11 protein-coding genes are annotated in these 17,806 nt (G+C 42.6%); 1 reads left to right on the top strand and 10 read right to left on the bottom strand.

From position 1 onward, the window contains the following. Positions 1 to 43 precede the first annotated feature (43 nt). A complete protein-coding gene (gene hrpB / locus QT327_RS20665) occupies positions 44 to 2,536 on the top strand; it encodes an ATP-dependent helicase HrpB (protein ID WP_149105281.1) in 2,493 nt (830 codons plus the stop codon). A 42-nt stretch (positions 2,537 to 2,578) separates the two neighbouring features. Here hrpB and QT327_RS20660 read toward each other — a convergent pair whose 3' ends face one another. From QT327_RS20660 to QT327_RS20615, 10 genes are all read right to left on the bottom strand, one after another. Further along, complete coding sequence (locus tag QT327_RS20660; RefSeq protein WP_289553908.1) at positions 2,579 to 3,112, bottom strand: hypothetical protein; 534 nt, start codon at positions 3,110 to 3,112, stop codon at positions 2,579 to 2,581. Between the two features lie 44 nt (positions 3,113 to 3,156). Beyond that, positions 3,157 to 4,221 (bottom strand): sodium:solute symporter family transporter, encoded by a 1,065-nt coding sequence (locus QT327_RS20655; RefSeq protein WP_289554451.1) that lies wholly within the window; start codon positions 4,219 to 4,221, stop codon positions 3,157 to 3,159. A gap of 31 nt (positions 4,222 to 4,252) precedes the next feature. After that, complete coding sequence (locus tag QT327_RS20650; RefSeq protein WP_130856179.1) at positions 4,253 to 6,547, bottom strand: FAD-dependent oxidoreductase; 2,295 nt, start codon at positions 6,545 to 6,547, stop codon at positions 4,253 to 4,255. A gap of 136 nt (positions 6,548 to 6,683) precedes the next feature. Beyond that, on the bottom strand, positions 6,684 to 8,114 hold the full coding sequence (locus QT327_RS20645; protein ID WP_289553907.1) for a glycoside hydrolase family 31 family protein: 1,431 nt from the start codon (positions 8,112 to 8,114) through the stop codon (positions 6,684 to 6,686). After that, on the bottom strand, positions 8,102 to 8,962 hold the full coding sequence (locus tag QT327_RS20640) for a hypothetical protein (protein WP_289553906.1): 861 nt from the start codon (positions 8,960 to 8,962) through the stop codon (positions 8,102 to 8,104). Before QT327_RS20640 ends, QT327_RS20645 begins: the two co-directional genes overlap by 13 nt. 51 nt (positions 8,963 to 9,013) lie before the next feature. After that, positions 9,014 to 11,140: an SGNH/GDSL hydrolase family protein gene (locus QT327_RS20635; protein ID WP_130856177.1), complete on the bottom strand. Its 2,127-nt coding sequence runs from the start codon at positions 11,138 to 11,140 to the stop codon at positions 9,014 to 9,016. Positions 11,141 to 11,146: 6 nt separating this feature from the next. Continuing rightward, a complete protein-coding gene (locus QT327_RS20630) occupies positions 11,147 to 13,423 on the bottom strand; it encodes an early set domain-containing protein (RefSeq protein WP_130856176.1) in 2,277 nt (758 codons plus the stop codon). 90 nt (positions 13,424 to 13,513) lie between these two features. Then, positions 13,514 to 16,090 carry a glycerophosphoryl diester phosphodiesterase gene (locus tag QT327_RS20625; RefSeq protein WP_130856175.1) on the bottom strand — a complete coding sequence of 859 codons (2,577 nt, stop codon included), beginning with the start codon at positions 16,088 to 16,090 and terminating at the stop codon, positions 13,514 to 13,516. Between the two features lie 30 nt (positions 16,091 to 16,120). Continuing rightward, positions 16,121 to 17,371, bottom strand: a complete 1,251-nt coding sequence (locus tag QT327_RS20620) for a RagB/SusD family nutrient uptake outer membrane protein (protein ID WP_289553905.1) — start codon at positions 17,369 to 17,371, stop codon at positions 16,121 to 16,123. Beyond that, complete coding sequence (locus QT327_RS20615; protein ID WP_289553904.1) at positions 17,353 to 17,619, bottom strand: hypothetical protein; 267 nt, start codon at positions 17,617 to 17,619, stop codon at positions 17,353 to 17,355. The genes QT327_RS20620 and QT327_RS20615 overlap by 19 nt, the downstream gene beginning before the upstream one ends. Positions 17,620 to 17,806: the final 187 nt, after the last annotated feature.

The following is a 17,806-nucleotide window of genomic DNA, read 5'->3' as shown; positions in this document are numbered from 1 at the left end:
ATAGCATTGATCATTCCGAATCTATTCCGTAAGTTTGACCTCCATGTTATCTATTTTAGAGGAGCCACAACTACCCATTCAGCAAATCCTTTCAAAAGTTCAGGATTCATTAAAAAAACACCCCAATTTATTGGTTAGCGCTTCTCCGGGGGCAGGAAAAAGCACCTTGCTTCCTTTGCGTTTATTGGATGAACCATGGCTCAAAGGCAAAAAAATTCTATTACTGGAACCCCGTCGTTTAGCTGCAATCGCGATCGCAGGGAGAATGGCATCTCTATTAGATGAAGATATAGGAAAAACCATAGGTTATCGGATTCGATTTGAACATAAAGTAAGCAATAGCACACGGATAGAAGTGGTAACCGAAGGTATTTTGACGCGCATGATACAAGATGATAATGCCCTCGAAGCATTTGGTTTAATTATTTTTGATGAATTTCACGAAAGAAGTATTCATGCCGATACTGCGTTAACACTCTGTCTGGAAACGCAAGAAATCTTACGCCCCGATTTGCGATTACTGGTAATGTCGGCAACGCTCGATTTACCTAACCTGGCACAGTTATTAAAAGCTCCAACTATTGAATGTCCTTCGAGAACACATCCGATAGATATTATCTATACAGGAGAGCAAAACTTGGAAAGTCTTCCGTCTTTATGTGTTCAAACTATATTGCGAGCACTTCATGAAACCATCGGAGACATACTTGTCTTTCTTCCTGGACAGGCGGCGATTAACCGATGTAAAGATCTCTTGAAAATAAAAAAGACAACTGCAATTATCCATTGCTTATATGGGCAGCTCTCAATAGCAGCACAACAAAGAGCCATCCTCCCCGATGAAAAAGGTGGTCGGAAAGTCATCCTGGCAACCTCCATTGCCGAGACCAGCCTCACGATCGAAGGCGTTCGCGTCGTCATTGATAGTGGCTTTACGCGCCAAGCAATATTCGACGCTAAAACTAATTTGTCAAGCTTACAAACGGTTAGTATTAGCCTCGACTCAGCAATCCAGCGAAGTGGTAGGGCCGGTAGACTTGGCCCTGGAACTTGTTATCGCATGTGGTCTAAAACACAAGAGGCTAAAATGAAAACCTATCGCAATCCGGAAATTATCGATGCGGATTTGATGCCTTTAACCTTAGAACTGTTCAAGTGGGGGATTTCATCTGTGGACCAGTTAAAATGGTTAACACCACCGCCGCTCGAACGATTTCTGCAAGCACAAAAGATCTTAACTCGTATCGAGGCCATCATGGATGGAAAGATAAGCGCTCATGGCAAAATGATACATCGTTTACCATGCCATCCCAGGTTAGCGCATATGCTATCCGCAGCAGCATCCGAAAAATTACATTTGCACTTAGCAACAGATATTGCTGCCCTTTTGGAAGAACGCGATCCCCTAAGTAATACGATTGAAACCGATTTAAATTTGCGAATTGAAGCATTAAGAAGAGCGAGAAAAAACCGTATGTATCATCAGTCTTTCTCCAAAGTGATTAAGATTGCCGCCTATTATAGAAAGCTATTTGGTATTGAAGAGAACAATGACGATCCCGATCCTTACGTTAGTGGATGCCTTGTGGCCTATGCTTATCCCGATCGCATTGCCCGCAAGATAGAGCAGGGCAGCAACCGCTTCTTCATGGCCAATGGACGGAAGGCAACACTCCTTCTAAGTGATAGCTTATGTAACGAAGACTTTTTGGTCATAGCCCATATTGATTTTCGAGGAGGAGAGGGCAAGGTATTTCTTGCCGCTCCACTAAAGAAAGAAGATGTTTTTCCTTTGACAACACACGATACAAACATTCAGTGGGATTCAAATAACGGGGCTTTTCTTGCAAGAGAAGAATGGAAAATCGACAACCTAATCGTTCAGACAAGGCCATTACAGCAAATCCCCCCCGATCTGGTTACCGAAGTGCTTTTAAAGGTAATAAAGAAAGAAGGGCTACATTTACTTAACTATACGACGGAGGTTGAACAATGGCAGAATCGCGTAATGAGCTTGAAATTCTGGGATCAGAAAGCATATTGGCCTAAAGCTGATACCGATAGCTTGCTTAATTGCGTAGAAGAATGGCTAGCGCCCTATCTTACTAAGTGCCGAAAAGCAGAGGATTTGAAAAAGTTGGACCTAATTTCGATATTGGTCCATTGGCTTCCCTTTGAGCTGCAAAGAAAGCTGGAAAAACTGGCACCAACCAAGCTTACAGTGCCCAGTGGATCTCAGATTAGGCTTCGCTATTTACCAAATGGCGAGTCGCCAATCTTGGCAGTGCGTTTGCAAGAAGTTTTTGGTCTACTCGAAACGCCTACCATCAATGACGGAAAAACGCCCGTATCCCTTCATCTGCTTTCTCCCGGTTTTAAACTTGTTCAAATAACTGCGGATTTAAAAAGCTTCTGGAGCAATGCTTACTTTGAAGTCCGAAAAGAGCTTAAAAGAAGATACCCCAAACATGCCTGGCCTGAAAATCCAATAGATGCGCCGGCCGCGCGAGGCGTCAATAAGCGAATGTACCCTTGAGTTTAGCTATCTATTTTCTACCATGGTAATTTGCATAAAATTTCATTGAGCACTTAAAATGGATTTCCAAATGGCACCACCTCCTAACATAATTCCGGCACCAACAATCACTGCTACTAAACCATCATCAGCTCCTATTCCCAATAAAGCGATTCCAAAACCAACAAGTGTTATCGAAAAAGCAATAACTTTTATACCGAATATATTTTGCTTCACAGAATCTTGTCGCTCGTTATACTCATGTATGGATTCCTCTTTTTTTGAAAACGCCGCATAATGTTGCTTTCGGTTGATCAATTCAAATAGTGCTAAAATAGCTAAGGGCAAACCTACTCCGAGGCAAGTTTCCAGAAAGCGATCTAACCTTATACCCATAATAAATGGTGCGCCTATTTTCATCCATATGCTTACCACTAAGCTGACAATAGATGCAAAAACAATCGATTTTGCGGTCTGTTTCTTAGAAAATAATGACCAAATCAAGGGAGCGAAGAGTGAACCGCCCGCTATTGCCGCCGTGCTCAATACCATTTCAACAATTCCGCCAACTTTAGGTATCAGAATAGCAATAACCATTGTCAGCAATCCAAAAAGCACAGTGAAGACTCTTGCAACCCATACTAAGGTTTTGTCAGAAGCCTTAACAGAAAAAATTTTTTATAAACATCATTCGCAAAAACCACTGCAACTAAATTCAGTGTAGTGTTTGCTTTGCTTGCCGTAGCCGAAATCATTCCTGAAAGCACCAAGCCCACTAAGCCTGCAGGCAACACTTTTTGTGCCATCATCATATAAGCTCCTTCCGCTTCTATGCCCTGTAAATTGGGATTAATCACACGGTAAAGCATGGGAGGTAACATCCAAATAAACGGACAGATCAAATATAACCCTGTAAATAAAAACGCCACCTTACGCGCATTCTTCTCATTGGAAACACTGGTATAACGTTGCACATAGGGCCAGTTTCCTCCTATATAAATAGTTTGATATAAAAGAAAAGCAAAAAAGAATCCTATACTGTACTCACTGTTAAAAAAGTCAAAAAAATGGTCCGGAGCATTGGAGGCAAATGTCTGGATACCCCCTGCATCCTTTAGCGCCAGTGGAATTACAATTAATACCGCGGCAGATAAAACTACAAATTGCACCACATCTGTTACCAAAACGGCCCAAAGTCCTCCCGCAGCTGTGTATAAAATAATAATACCTCCAATAATAAGCACGCTGGCTTCAATAGAAATCCCCGAAGCAACATTTACCATCTTCCCAACTGGGTATAACACAGCCGCCACAGAAAACAAGCTATACAATAACGTTAAAGTAGTATAAAATTGTTGCGTCTTTACCCCGAAACGGACACCGATGTATTCTGCGGCAGTAAGCGCACCTGTTTTCTTCCATCGATGAGCAATAAAAATTGCTGTTATCAACCCACCTAGCATCATGGTTAACTGTATACCATTAGCCACGAAGCCTCCTTGATAAGCAATTGATCCCCATACAACAAAAGTACCAGCCGAAAAGTAGCTAATAAATAAGGAGAGGCCATTAATCCACCACGGTGTTTGCCCCCCAGCTTCAAAAAAAGTCGATGTATTTTTACTTCCTGAATAAGTAAACACCATTCCAATACATAAAATCAGAAGGGCAAATACAGCCATTACTACATAATCGATGTTATTCATCACAATCTAGGTCTTTATTTGTTAAATACAATTATCTTTGAGCATAACAGCGTATTCCAAATAAGGCTGCCGGAACGTTATTCGAAGGATGTGCCATGCTAACAATCAATTTTTCTGTTTCCACGGAACCATCGAATAATATAGCATTGATCGTTTGAAAATTATCTTGTTTTTCATATATAGTATTTCCCTTATCGTCTAGAATCTTATACGCTCTCACACAAAAAGGCATCACGCGTTCCGGGTGGGTCATTAGTACCGATTCCATTGGATGATCAAAATCCGTATCAAAGAAAAGGACCAGCTTACTTATCCTTTGTTTTTTATTCCAAACAATCTCGATGGATGGATTGGGATCTGTCGGATCCGCAACCCAGGCATTGCTTCTAACAGTTGGTCTATCTACACCATTTATAAGAAACCTAGGATCGAAAATATGCAATCCTTTAGAGACGCTTAACAATATATTTTGCCCTTCCGGCCTCCGCGCCGGACACCAAAATTCGAATGTGTCAACGCCCATATTTAAAGGCGGGATTTGCTTTCCATAATTTGACACGGCTTTATTTACCCCATTAAAAACAGCAACCAATCCCGTAGCCCGCTGTTCCGTATAAGGAAGTAAAATATTCGGATTATCTTTAAACACAAGGAACACGTATGTAGGATCAACCAGCGTCAGGTCAAAGGTTAATTCCAATAGTTGCTCTCCCTCGTTCAAGTCGAACGTTTGACTAGTCAGCAGCATATCCGGCGTAAAATTCCCTATTCTGCTGCTTTTTCGCAACTCCACCACTAATGTAGTATTACGAGTAGCCTTGACGGTTATTTTAAACGACGGGCACCTACCACTGGGTATAGGCAACAATTGGGCAGCAGCAATAAATAAGGGCTTCCACTGAACATCTATGGCATCAAATCCATTAAACTCCCACACAGAAGAAGCATTTATAGACGCTTGCTGCATCAAATCTAAGGGATCAGCCTGCTTTATATGCGGTATATAATGACCTATCTTTATTAATTCCCGTTGTAGTGTGTCTATTTTTTTTTCCTGTAAGAGTGCCGCCGGATTTAATTCGAACTGTCTGCATAAAACAGCTGCCATCCCCACCGCTTCCCCAACGTAGGCACTTGTAGCCATCACTCTAGTCGCTCCAAAAGCCACATGGCTTACGCTGATAATTCGTCCCGCCAGAAATAAATTCTTAATATTACGACTATAAAGGCAGCGATAAGGAATTTGAAAAACTCCTTTGCTATGCCACTGGTCACAAGCATTATTTTCACCGAACACGCCGTCCGCAGGATGTAGATCAATAGACCATCCGCCATAAGCCACGGCGTCCTCATGTTTTCTTTGCTCCACTAAGTCCTGTTGTGTCAACATGTAATCCCCTTCAAACCTTCTACTTTCTCTTTTCCCCGGAATTGCACCTACCCATTCCAAGGTCATCGTATCAGCTTCCGGAAAATTTCCCGAATTCTTGATATAATCCCACACACCATAGACAATCTTCCACAAATCCCATTTTATTTTCTCGCTATCATGCACCGTATCCATTCTGCCCCCATGCTCTACCCACCACAATTTACATCCAAATTCTTTGGCATTAAAATTCCTAAATCGGGGAATTTCTTTCGTTACATCCATTGCAAATGAAGGCGGTATAAATTTAACCGGCTTACCAACATCTTTACTATAAAAATATAGGCTATGACCAAGTAATTCTCCGTATACAGCTCCCGGAGCCATCAGTTCACCAAACTCTTCTTTGCTTTCGGCCCCCATTCTGAAGGCTGCGCCCGCTAAAAAGCCAACAATACCGTCTCCGGAAGCGTCACAAAACAACGGTGCCTGAAGCTGATATTCAATGGAATTCTGACTACAAAATGCTTTCAGTGCCGAAATATGATCGGGCCCATCTTTCTCGACCTCATATACCATCGTATTCAGCAATAGGGTAATATTGGGTTCTTGAGCCACCTTGTCTAAAAGAATCATATCCAAAATAACAGGATTTCCTTCCGGATTGCGGTAAGTATTTTCCACCAATAATTCATCAACCACCCCTCCCTCTCGGCTCCATCGGTTGTTGTTACCCATATGAGAAGTAGCCCCTAATATCCACAACCGGATCTCACTGGAGGCATTACCACCAAGTACGGGGCGATCTTGTACAAGCACCACCTTGGAGCCTTTGCGCGCCGCCGTAATAGCTGCACAAACACCGGACAATCCACCACCGGTTATAACAAGATCAGCCTTTAGTACTTCTACATACTTATTCCTTCCTGCTGCTACGAATTCTTCTTTAAACTTCATCTGTTAATATTTATTGATATGTAATTTTATTTTGTCGGTAGCTTCGTTTCTTATTATTTGTTTCAATCGCATCCCTAAATGGTTATAAGCTCACCAATCCTTTTTTAAACATTTTCCTATTATTGCCGTGGAAACTTCATTCGTAAATTTCATATCGATGTCCTGGCAACAGCCTAAAGGACCAAGCTAAGTTTTTATGCTTTGCTTCCAGTTCAACCTCTTTATTCGTCGCCAGATCTTTCACCCTCACATTTTCCTTGATGATGCCTTTTCCTCTTTTATTAACAGTAGATTTTCCGCTGCCATCCGGAAAATAGAAATCATACAAAAATGCTCTTTCTGATACCGGATATATATCTGCGTAAAACGCATCGCCTTGTTTCCTTACTAAAATCCCGTCCCCACCTACAAATAAAGGTAACTTGTCGGTAGGGAATTCATATTCCCGCAATGTACAAGGCCCATTAAAAACGGTCCCTTTTTCAAAATCTATCCACCTCCCTGCCGGCAAGTAGACATCCCGAGAAGTAGCGGTGGCATAATCATTTCCGTACACTGGAGTAGCCAATAAGGATTCACCCAACATCCAAGCATATTGCCGGTGTTCCTTCCCCGCTAAATAATACGTATTTGTATCTGTAGGAAAAGCAATTGGCAACGGTGTCATCGTATACGGATAACCTTCTTTAAAACTTTTAACTGCCGCACTATAGAGATAAGGCGCATATTGGGTATGCCAATCCGCTGCTTTCTTGACTGCATCCTTATAATGGGTATTTGTAATATTCCATGGACCTAGTCCCATCGCCATCACCGGGCTTACAGCTGCCAGCATTGCATTTCTGGCAAAATATAGTTCTTGATCGTTCGTAAGCGGCAGTTTTAAATATTTACCCGCCACAATATCTAGATAGACAGCAGATACACCACTTGCAGCATAATTCAATCCATTAATAAGGGGCCGATCCTGGTCATGACCATATTGGGTATCCTCCAGACGTAAAATATCACCAGGCACAGCATAAGCTCCGTTTCTGGCCATTAGTAAGTATTCTTTATCAATCAAGGCCCGATTCACCTCATCAACCTTGGCGTCATTATTTAACTTGGCACCGTCCAATAACATGAGATCTTCCTTAAATCCCTTCACTCCCCATTTGTCTGTGCCCCTCACGTACCAGTCAATCGCTCGTCTATTCCCACCATTTAGCAAAAACACGTTTCCCTGCGGAAAAACGACTTTATAGGTCTCCGGATTCATCGCGGCATCCGTCACAAAATAGCTTGAATCCAAACCCTGCAAGGTGAAAGGCCCATCGTTGGCCTCATAAAAGTTACCTTGATATTGCCGAGGAGCTTTAAAATTAATACGCAATCCCACTAATAAATCTATTCCCCGCTCAGCAAAAAACTTTTTAAAGCCTTTCACATCGGGGTATCTCGGAGAAGGCAATCCATCCTTTCTCCCTCCTTCCTTCAGGTCATCCCATATACCAAAACTTGTTGTACTGCCTTCACTTGGATTTTTTCTTTCTCCTTTCCAAAACCCCGAACCTACCACGCCCATTTAGGTCCAAACCCATTTTTCAAATAATGATCCAAATCTTCTTGCACCGAATGCTGAAAAGTATTCCATCCCAATGAGCCAAATGCTTCATACCCCAATTCGAAAAAGCGGTATTTTGGTTTAATATCTGGGTATCCCTCCTGAATTTTTAGTTGCTTATAACTACTGTAGATCGTTCTCGGCCTACCAAGAAGATAATAAATTTTAGCCTCCTTAACACCTACAGCACCTAAACGGTTTTCTCTATCGCTAATCGCTACCCGTTTTGTTCGCTTTTCGAAAAGAACCTGCGCAAATTGATTTTGTGGAAAAATAGAGAACGTAGAAATAAAGCGATGCCCATTGTCCCGATTGCCAAAATCATCCTCTATAAAATTACGAATGGCCATGTTGTCTCCATAACCTCCATGATCGCCTAAGCCATAGGCCGGGCTAGCAGCAGCGGTACAAAAATCGATCGTAAACAAGCTATCCACTTGATTGGATATAAACGGTTGCAGTTTTAAGGCTACATAATTTGTATCAAAGAAAACACTCAATCGCGCTTTCATGCTTTGCTCATTTTCAACAGCCAACTGCAACAGGCTCTCCTCTTGTTTTAATATTCCTTTCGCATTAGCAGGAAGTGGAGGTCTTTCCGCTCCTTTTGCAAAACGGATTCCGGCTTGCGCGTGTGGCGATATAGCCTCAATGTGCTGCCGGTTTAATAAAATACCATAGCGCAAGCCCTGGGGTATGATAAAAAAAGTATAGTGATCTCTTCTGATAAATAATGTATCAGGCAAGTTTGTGGCCTTCGCAAATAAGCAGGCGAAACAACATAAAAACAAAAGACCTTTATTTTTCATCTGTAAATAACTTTATTCCATCGGTCAGATGGAGCTTACCATGTTAAAAATTCACATTGTCCTGTGTGATGGAAATGCGATTTTTAACATGGACGGTTCATCTAAAATATCACCCTTTACTAAAATTTTTCCTATGTAGATTTGAGCATGCGCATATTTCTCCGGATGCGCGGTAATATCATCTAGTTGATCTGCTCCTAAAATCTCCCTTTTGTCAGGTATTATTTTATCTATACTAAACGTCACCTCATGTTTTCCAAGTGAGGTCTGTAACATAAAAAACTGTCCCCTGTAACGGTTGTTACAATTGATATTAAATCGGTTAAGTACGGTTTGCCCTTCAGACACAACGTTGTAACGCACACCTTTATCAACAAGCAGTTGCACTTCTCTGCCATCCAGCGTCACCTTAAGTTGTCCAACTTCCGGCCCCCCTATATCGAATAAACCAACAGCATCTCCTTCAAAACGGATCGTGCAGCTGGCTCCCGCTTGATCGGCCGTCATGACTGTAGGAAACCACACGCCAAACTGTTGCAGTTTTCCGGTAGTCGGAATCTCTTTCCAATCATCCGAAAATATTGCGCCTTCTTGAGGGCTTATCCATTGCGCTTGCTCCCAGTTATCAACATACAGTGCAGAAGGCAAATCAGGCGCAGCCTCTTTTCCTGACAAAAAAAGCTCAAGTGCAGCACGAAACATCCTTACTATCGCAGCAGCATATAAGTTTCCTCCAATCGGTAGTGGGTGAACGCCATCTTCGGTAAAAATTGGTTTTCCAAGTTTATTTCCAGCATCACCTTTTGCTATCAGTTTTTCCTGTTGTACCATCCAAGCCAGGTATAAAGCCATGTGTACCGAAGGCAACTGATAGTGATCGGCCAGTTGTTCTATTTTAGCAATATGGGTTAAAATAGTTCCTTCTTGGTAGGCCTTTAGTTGTCCTACCGTCGCTGCATAGATCAAGCAGATATCGATTTGCGGATCAGTTTTTTTAATTTGCCGAATAATCCCTTCCATTCCTTGCGGAAAACCACCATTTGCAGCAAACTCTATAAAAACGAGGTCCGGCTGCTTTGACAATAATTGGTCGGCCAGTCGGCAGGCTCCTAAATCAGCGTCCGTTCCAGGAATTCCTGCTGTTAGCTCAACAAGTTCATTATTGGGCAATAACACTTTAAGAAGTTCTGTAGTCTGTTTACGATACCCTTTATCTGCCTGTGTAATACTTCCCCCAATATAGCCTACACGTAGCTTTTTTCGCTCCCTGGCTTTTTTAAAAAAATTAGCCGCTCCCTTGCGCAGCTTAAACTCGTCAATCCCCTTAATCTGTAATGCTCCTGTTTTAGGCAAGTTCTGCTCAGTTATACCGAGCTTGTTGGCAACCTTAAACGCCAATGAATCTCCCACTTTATTCAAGCCTTCTTGGTTGTAATGAATCTCGTCCGTCATTAAACCGCTGTTTATAAAAAGATTTGTTCCTTCAAAAGCGATATACACCGAATCCATCTGTTTAGCTACGTGGTCTTGACTGGCCCGTACCTGATCAAAACCTGCCCTCGGATGGTTATTGTAATAACCGGTTTTAACTATAAAAAATGGCGTACTAGCATGCATGGCTGTTCTAAAGCGTACGATCAGTTCTTTAAGACTTCGCTCGTATGCTGCTTGCGCTAACTTCCCACTATTAATCGCATTAGCGTCTCTCTCCCCTTGTAGCCAAATAATACCACTAAGTGGCAGGCCGGTCTTTTTCATAGCGGCCTCTACTTTGCGTAAAGCATTATTAAACAATCTTCCGGAAACCGCCCATGTCCCATAATTATCCAATTCGGCTTTTTCATGACAGGAGCTCCCTCCTCTGGAAGCCGGCACTAATACAATCGTATCGCCCGTAAGTTGATAAAAAGTATCAGCAAAAGCGGGCCAGGCACTTCCTGAGCTTGCTGATTCAAAATCCAACTCATTAGCGCCCACGGGATCAATCAGCGGTCTTAATGAGTCTGCTTGGTAAACATATTCATAAGCCACTCCCGGCATTACAGCAGGAGCTAAAGAAGCATTGCCCTTTCCTACACTATTGCTCTGGCCGGCCACTAAAAACAAGTACTTAGCCGCCTCCACTTTCCATATAGCGCAGCTCAACAATAAGAAAATGTAACAAAATTTCAACCTCATTATAAATCAATCAATAGTGATAGCCGCTTCCTTACTAAAATGTGCCAAACCGTAAGAAAAAGTAAGTACATCACCTTTTTTTATTTGGTAGGGTAACTCTTCCAACTTCAATCTTTTCTTAAAATACAAGGCATCTGTTCCTTCCTCTTCCAGTACCAGCGTCGTTTCATCCTTGCCGTTTTTAGTTACCCGTATCTCGGCTCGTTCTTGTACCAAAGGATTTAAGTTCAGTGGTACAGCCAGTTGCACTAGGAGTTCTTTATTCTTTGATTCGCCAACTACGCTCAATTTCGTTAAATCGTAGTTCCGATAGGCAATCCCTTCCATCCAGGCTGTGTTAAAAGTGACCCAACCTTCCGTATGGCCGGGATCTCCTCCGTAAGAATCATACGGATATACATCCTCCTTCGGTGAACCATCCAACACCCCTCTTACCGTTTGCAACATGCCTGCTCCGCCTTCATATTCCTGAAACCAACCTAGGTCGGCCCCTTCAAAATCAGTGCAAGCATCGTAGCTATAATGCCTGCCAGCGGGATTTCTACCAAACACATTATCAATCTGTCCTACCGCTATTTCTTCTAATCGCTTGTTCAGCTTCTCGTCAGTCAACACCTGTTTTGCAACCAAAGCAGCTACCGGAAATCCAGCAATATTACCGGGCTCATTAAAACTACCATTCGGATTAAACGTCGGATCGTTGGCCGATTTAATCTCAGGGATTACCCATTTATCTTCTTTATATTTTCTAAAGTCCCACATATTATCCGAACGTGAGATGGCCACCTCAGCCCACAACCTTATCTTTTCAAGCAACTTTTTTGGTGCCTTATCGGGATACTGTTTTAAAAAATAACCCAACGATTGCATCGTTACGTACTCATTCATTCGTTGTCCTTTCGTAGTTGCAGGATCCTTCCAATCCACATTGTCAACAATCCACTGCGTTTGCTTCATCGCTGCATCCCAGTAGCGTATAGCATCCCTTCTTCCTTCGCGTTTAGCGACTTCAAACAGCATTAGGTTTGGCACAATTGAGTGCCCTGGAGGAAACTGCCCCTTACCCGTTCCCATAATGGTATAAGTTTGAAAAAGATTGGCACTATGCTCAATATCGTGCCAGCGCCATCGATTATTGTCAGCGGTTTCCCAGATAGCAAACACATAGTCCCTTGCTTCTTCATATACCTCTCTCGGTATATATTCACTTAAATACGGATATGCATATAGGAAATAAGCCAATTGTTCCTTTAATAAGGTATGATTCACTTTTCCCCTCAAGTAAATGTCTACTGCATAATATATGAGACGAACAATTTCCGGCGTATTTTCAGGGAGCCTTTTCCTCAAACCAATATATTGTCCTTCAATGGGCATGCGATCTACCGAAAAGGCGTCAGGATTCGAGAAATACAGGTTGATTAAGGCTTGTAACTCAAAAGAAAATTGATGGCTATCCCGCCAAGCGATTCCTAGAAAAGGGCAACCTGCATCTTGCACCGTTGGTTTAAAACTGTTTGTATTTCCGTACCAACACCTATCATCTATCATAAACTGTATGGCTGGTTTATAGGAAACACGCTCGATTAAATAGGGAGCTATTGTAAATGGGAAAGAGACACCTACATCCTGCCCTTTAACAATTATTTTATAACTGGACGAGCCCTCTGGATTAAAGGCCGTAAAATCACCTATTTTATTTTTTATTACCCCTTCAAACAGCATTTTGTCTTCATCCGCTTTCGCGATAACAAAGGGTGTTCCATTCGCAGCAAGTGGGGCCGTAAACCGCTTTACTGCACCTGTATTATAACCACTTTGGTTTACCATTACGGGTTGCCGCTCGTGAGCAAAGACTTCTAATTCACCCATCACCGTATTATTCTTGGGTTTATACTCAACTACTAACTTACTGGCAGTAACCGGTGTAAACGTTATCAGCTTTTTCGCTGGCAGTACATTAACAAATACCTCCTTCTTTTCAGAAACGTTAATCGTAAAGATCCGAAGGGTATCTGTTCCCTTAAAACCTCTAAGAAGTATACGATCAATATTGAACGTCCCCTGCAAGTCCACCTCTATTCTATTAATAGGAGCTGTCGGGTAAGCATAAAACAAGGTGGCATCCTCCCCGTCGACAAAGTGTTCGCCAGGATTATCAGAAATTTTAGGAGTAACGGAAACCGGCTTTCCTTTAGCAAGATTCAGCATCTGCGCTGCAAGCCTATTGAAAAACAATAAGCCTGCAAACAAAAAACAGACTGTTAACTTTCGATTTATCATTGGTTTCATCCGTAAATAACTAGTTCGTTTGTATTTATATTTTTGCACTCATAAAACGCATAAGCGCTTTTTTATCCATTGGGAGGTTTGTCAATCAAGTTTTACTACTCTTAAACCATAGGCTGGAATGTGCATAGCTATCTTATTTTCTATCTGCGCCCTCTTGCGCAAAACCACCCCTGTTTGATCTAACAAAACCAGCTTTCCGGTTGGCTTCCCTAGCTTATGCTCATATAGGCTGTCGGTAGTCAACTCTATCTGTTGATCTTCTGTGCTGTTATTCATCAACACAACATAATAGGTATCGTTCGCGATACCTTTGGCGCAGAAATAGTCGATTTTCTCATTCGTTAACCGGATCGTTTTTTTTGGAAGATGTAGTTCCACCTCTTCATTAAACAAGCTGCCTGTTGCAAAGCCATAAGGCTGATGAGGGCCAACTTTAGGGGTTAGAAATCCTCTTGGAAAAGCAATCAGCTGATTCGTTCTTAAGGAAGCCTCCGAAAGGAGGTAATCCATAATCCATCCGATCTGCCACCAGGCATGATGCGGAAACGGTCCGGGTCCTGCATTCATCGTACTCCAATAGTAAGAAGCAACGTGACTAGCCGGATCAACAAATGCATCTCTTCCCCATGCCGCAGCACGTGCCATATCAATAAAAATTGAATCTTTCGTAAGTTCGAACATCCTCACAAACATACCCGCATGACTGGCCAATAAAATTGGACCGGAGACATTAGCAGAACCAAAGATTCCACCATGCTCAAAGCTTAAACCAACTTGACTAATTTGCCAGTCTTTCCACTCGGTTCCCTTAACATGCTTATTTGTCTTCGAGGAAATGGGGTGTGTATAAATAGAAGTTGTATACAAACGGGCCGTTTCGATAGCCGCATTTAGATAAGCTTCTTTTTTAGTGATGTCATACAAGTCAAGAAATGCCTGCGCTGTCTGGCCTGTTGCAAAATCCGGTGCAAAACGCACATCCCCGCAAACCCCCAAAAACGAACCTTTATTTACCGCTTCCTCCATCAACCAATCAGCGCCTTTTTTAGCACCTTCCAAGTATTTTTTGTCGCCCAGCAAACGATATGCAACCACTAATCCATAAAAAGTCGGTCGTCGGTCCGTCAATTCCTTAAACACCGGATGCGTTGTCTTACGATCATAAGCAACTTCCCATCGTCCATCCGCCTTTTGCCAATCCAACAACTTATCTCCGCCCGCCCGCAAGCGTTTTAACAGTTCCACGTCTTGCGGCTGATATAACAGTATATTTCCGAGATCAATCATTGTATAATAAGTCAGAGCGATGGGTTCCACGTAGTCGCCCCATTCTTCGGTAAAACGCTTGCCTTTCCACAAGTAATACTGGCCAATTGCAGCGCCCTGGAAAAAACCGGTATCCTGCTGTTGCTGAACCAATTTAAAGTTGCGCGCATAAGGAAGTCGTCCTTTTTGAAGTACCGTATCACCGCTTAACTTGGCCGTCATCCACATCGCACCGTAGTCTGAATTCTTAACTGCGTCGCGGTCAGATCCGGCGATGGGCCCTAAGTATGCTTGTGCGCCTATTTTTAATCCCTGGTAATCATAGGTGTTCCAAAGAGAAGTCGATTCATTCTTCAGATAGTCAACCATAGCACCAATGCGATGGGTGAGTGATTCATTCGTGTTTTTTAATGCTAGAAAATCTTTGAACCGATAAATATCATACACTGCGTGCTTATAAAGCGCAAACCAGTTATCCGTATTTAATGCATATCTAAATCGAAAAACGCGCTGCTCGCCCGCATGCATGTAGGAGCTATCTTCACCTAAAACGGGATGATATAAGGTAGGCGAAAGCTGCCCCGTACGGTTCATTAAAGACAAGCCCAAGCGCCATTTACGTTGCGTGATGGTATCCGACTCCCAAGGATCCCTTCCTGTCCCCGGCGCCGGTATTACTGCCAAACTTAGACCATTCAGCTGCTGCACGAGCGGAGCTAAGGTGCTAGCGACCCGCTCGCGCACAATAACCGGTTTAGCTGGTATACCCTGTCCGTAACCGTATGCCAGCATTAAATTTGGTTCCAATTTTTTTCCTTGGAAGTAACCCGGAAGGATCGCCCATTTTAAATGCTGCTCTTCTATCGGATACAGTGTTGGGCTCGCTATGGCATAATATCCAGCCTTTTTCGCCGTAAGGCGTATCTCCACCAAAATGTCTTTCGCCGAACTGTCTAACTGCCATAGTGACTCCAAGGAAAGTACATCCGTATCCTGCTTAAAGCGCAGTTTCCCACCAACTCGATCAACTTTTTCAGGAAAAAACGAAATCGGATTACCCGCCGTATTTAAGGGAACTGGCTGAAGCGCCTCTTTCCACATCTTCAAATTATGCGGATAAGCTTTAAATAAATTAATTTGATAAGCCTGCCCATTAGGACTGCTTGTATCTGGTACATCTTTGCTGTACAATATCGTGTATTCGCCCAGCGTATTAACTACCGAATCGGCGTGCTGCCCATCTTTTAAAATAAGTTGATTCAACCGATAGCCCTGCGCTGTCTTCGTCCACTGCAACTTAAGATACTCATTTTCCAAATCTACATTAGATTGAGCAAAGCCGGTTAAACTTAGAAGAACCAAGCTGATACAAATAAATAGGCGATCATTCATAGGGATTTCTTTTTCTCAATTTGTCATCACTTAATTCCATTCAGGGTTTTGCACCAACTTATCATTAGCATTTATTTCATCCTGCGGAATGGGAAAATACCGATATTTCGCTTGCACGTTCCGTTGCGGATACACATCGTTTGTTGCTGTCGGGATAACCGTCATAAATTTACCGGTTCTTGTCAAATCATACCAGCGATCGCCTTCCGCAAAGAACTCCCATGCTCGCTCTTGTATTACCGCATCAATAAAACCTTCATTTCCTAAGCCAGGCGCTATCTCTTGCAGGCCAGCGCGCGTACGAACAGCATTTAAGTAAGAGTAAGCCAGCACTGTTGGCCCATTTAATTTTGCTTCTGCCTCCGCTGCAATTAAATACACATCGGCCAAGCGCAAAATGGGAATATTCCGAATCGTTCCGGTTGTAGACACCGGATCCTGGTATTTTTTAATTAAAACTGCTTGCGGCGTAAAAGGCGAAATATTCCTTTGCGGAACCCATTTTCCATCCCTATTCAAGTAAGTAGTATCCAACAACCGCCTTCTTTGATCGCTCGGGTCAAAAGAATTGAAAAATGACATATACGCAAACATAGAACCGAAAGATGTACGGGCATATTCTACTCCCGCACTACCCGATGGACCGCAAAGTCCAACCAATTGGTGGCCATTTCCCGGCGAAATAGGATCGCATTCATAAGACCAGATCATTTCCTTTCGCGCATCTTCCTCCTTTGTATACGCGTATAAATCTACCACATTCGGTATGAGCGAATAAGTTCCCGAACTGATTACCAATTGTGCTTTTTCCAGTGCAGTCGACCAGTCTTCGTTATACAATGCCACTTTCGCATAAAGCGCATAAACAGCTTCCCGCGAGGGCCTTCCGGGCACTATCGACGGGTAGGAAGGTAAACCTGCGGCATACGCATTGTCCAAATCGCTGTATATCTGACTGTACACATCCGACACTGCGCTTTTAGGTGTATAAGCATCTGCCTCCGTTACACTAGGGTTAATCTTTATGGGAACTTCACCGAAGTTCTTTGTAAGCATCCAATGGTAAAATGCTCGCAAAAAATATGCTTCACCTAAAATTTGCTTTTTCCTATTTTCATCCATGGTAATTTCCGGCACCTTTGTAAGTACCCAGTTGGCCTGTTCAATACCACTGTAGCAGGAGGTCCAGATTTGCTGTGGCGATTCATTTAATCTGCCCTGACTTCGCTGAATCGTGTAGGTTGGATCTAGCGTAAAAAGAGTCAGTGAATTTCGACCCACCACGCACGCGGAAAAATCTGATCACTGCTCAGATCGGGCACTAAGGTTGCGGCCGGCCCCGAATACAAACCTCCCATGGCGCCGTAGGCTGCGAGAAGACCTTTCTCAGCATCCGAAGCTGTTTTGTAAAAAGTTTCAGTAATAATAGAAGAATAGACATCTTCCTCCATGCTGCAGGAAGTATAGGTAGAAGTTATTATCAATACCGACAATAATTTCCAAAGTTTTTTATATTGAAAAGTTTTCATCTGTTTACATTTTTGTTTATTCATTATTGCATGTTTCTAAAGGCATTATTCATAAGTATTTATTTTCAATGGTATTCATGAGCTCGTTTACTCATTAAATTGGTATTCTAAGGTATTCGTGAGCTCACTTCGTTCGGTTCACTCGGTTCATGCTGCCTCCGACGGTTTAATGGTTAGATGGAGCCTT

Origin of the sequence: Olivibacter sp. 47 (genome assembly GCF_030372825.1) — a bacterium.
Taxonomy (GTDB): Bacteria; Bacteroidota; Bacteroidia; order Sphingobacteriales; family Sphingobacteriaceae; genus Olivibacter; species Olivibacter oleidegradans.
This window is presented reverse-complemented; position numbering and strand designations above follow the sequence as displayed.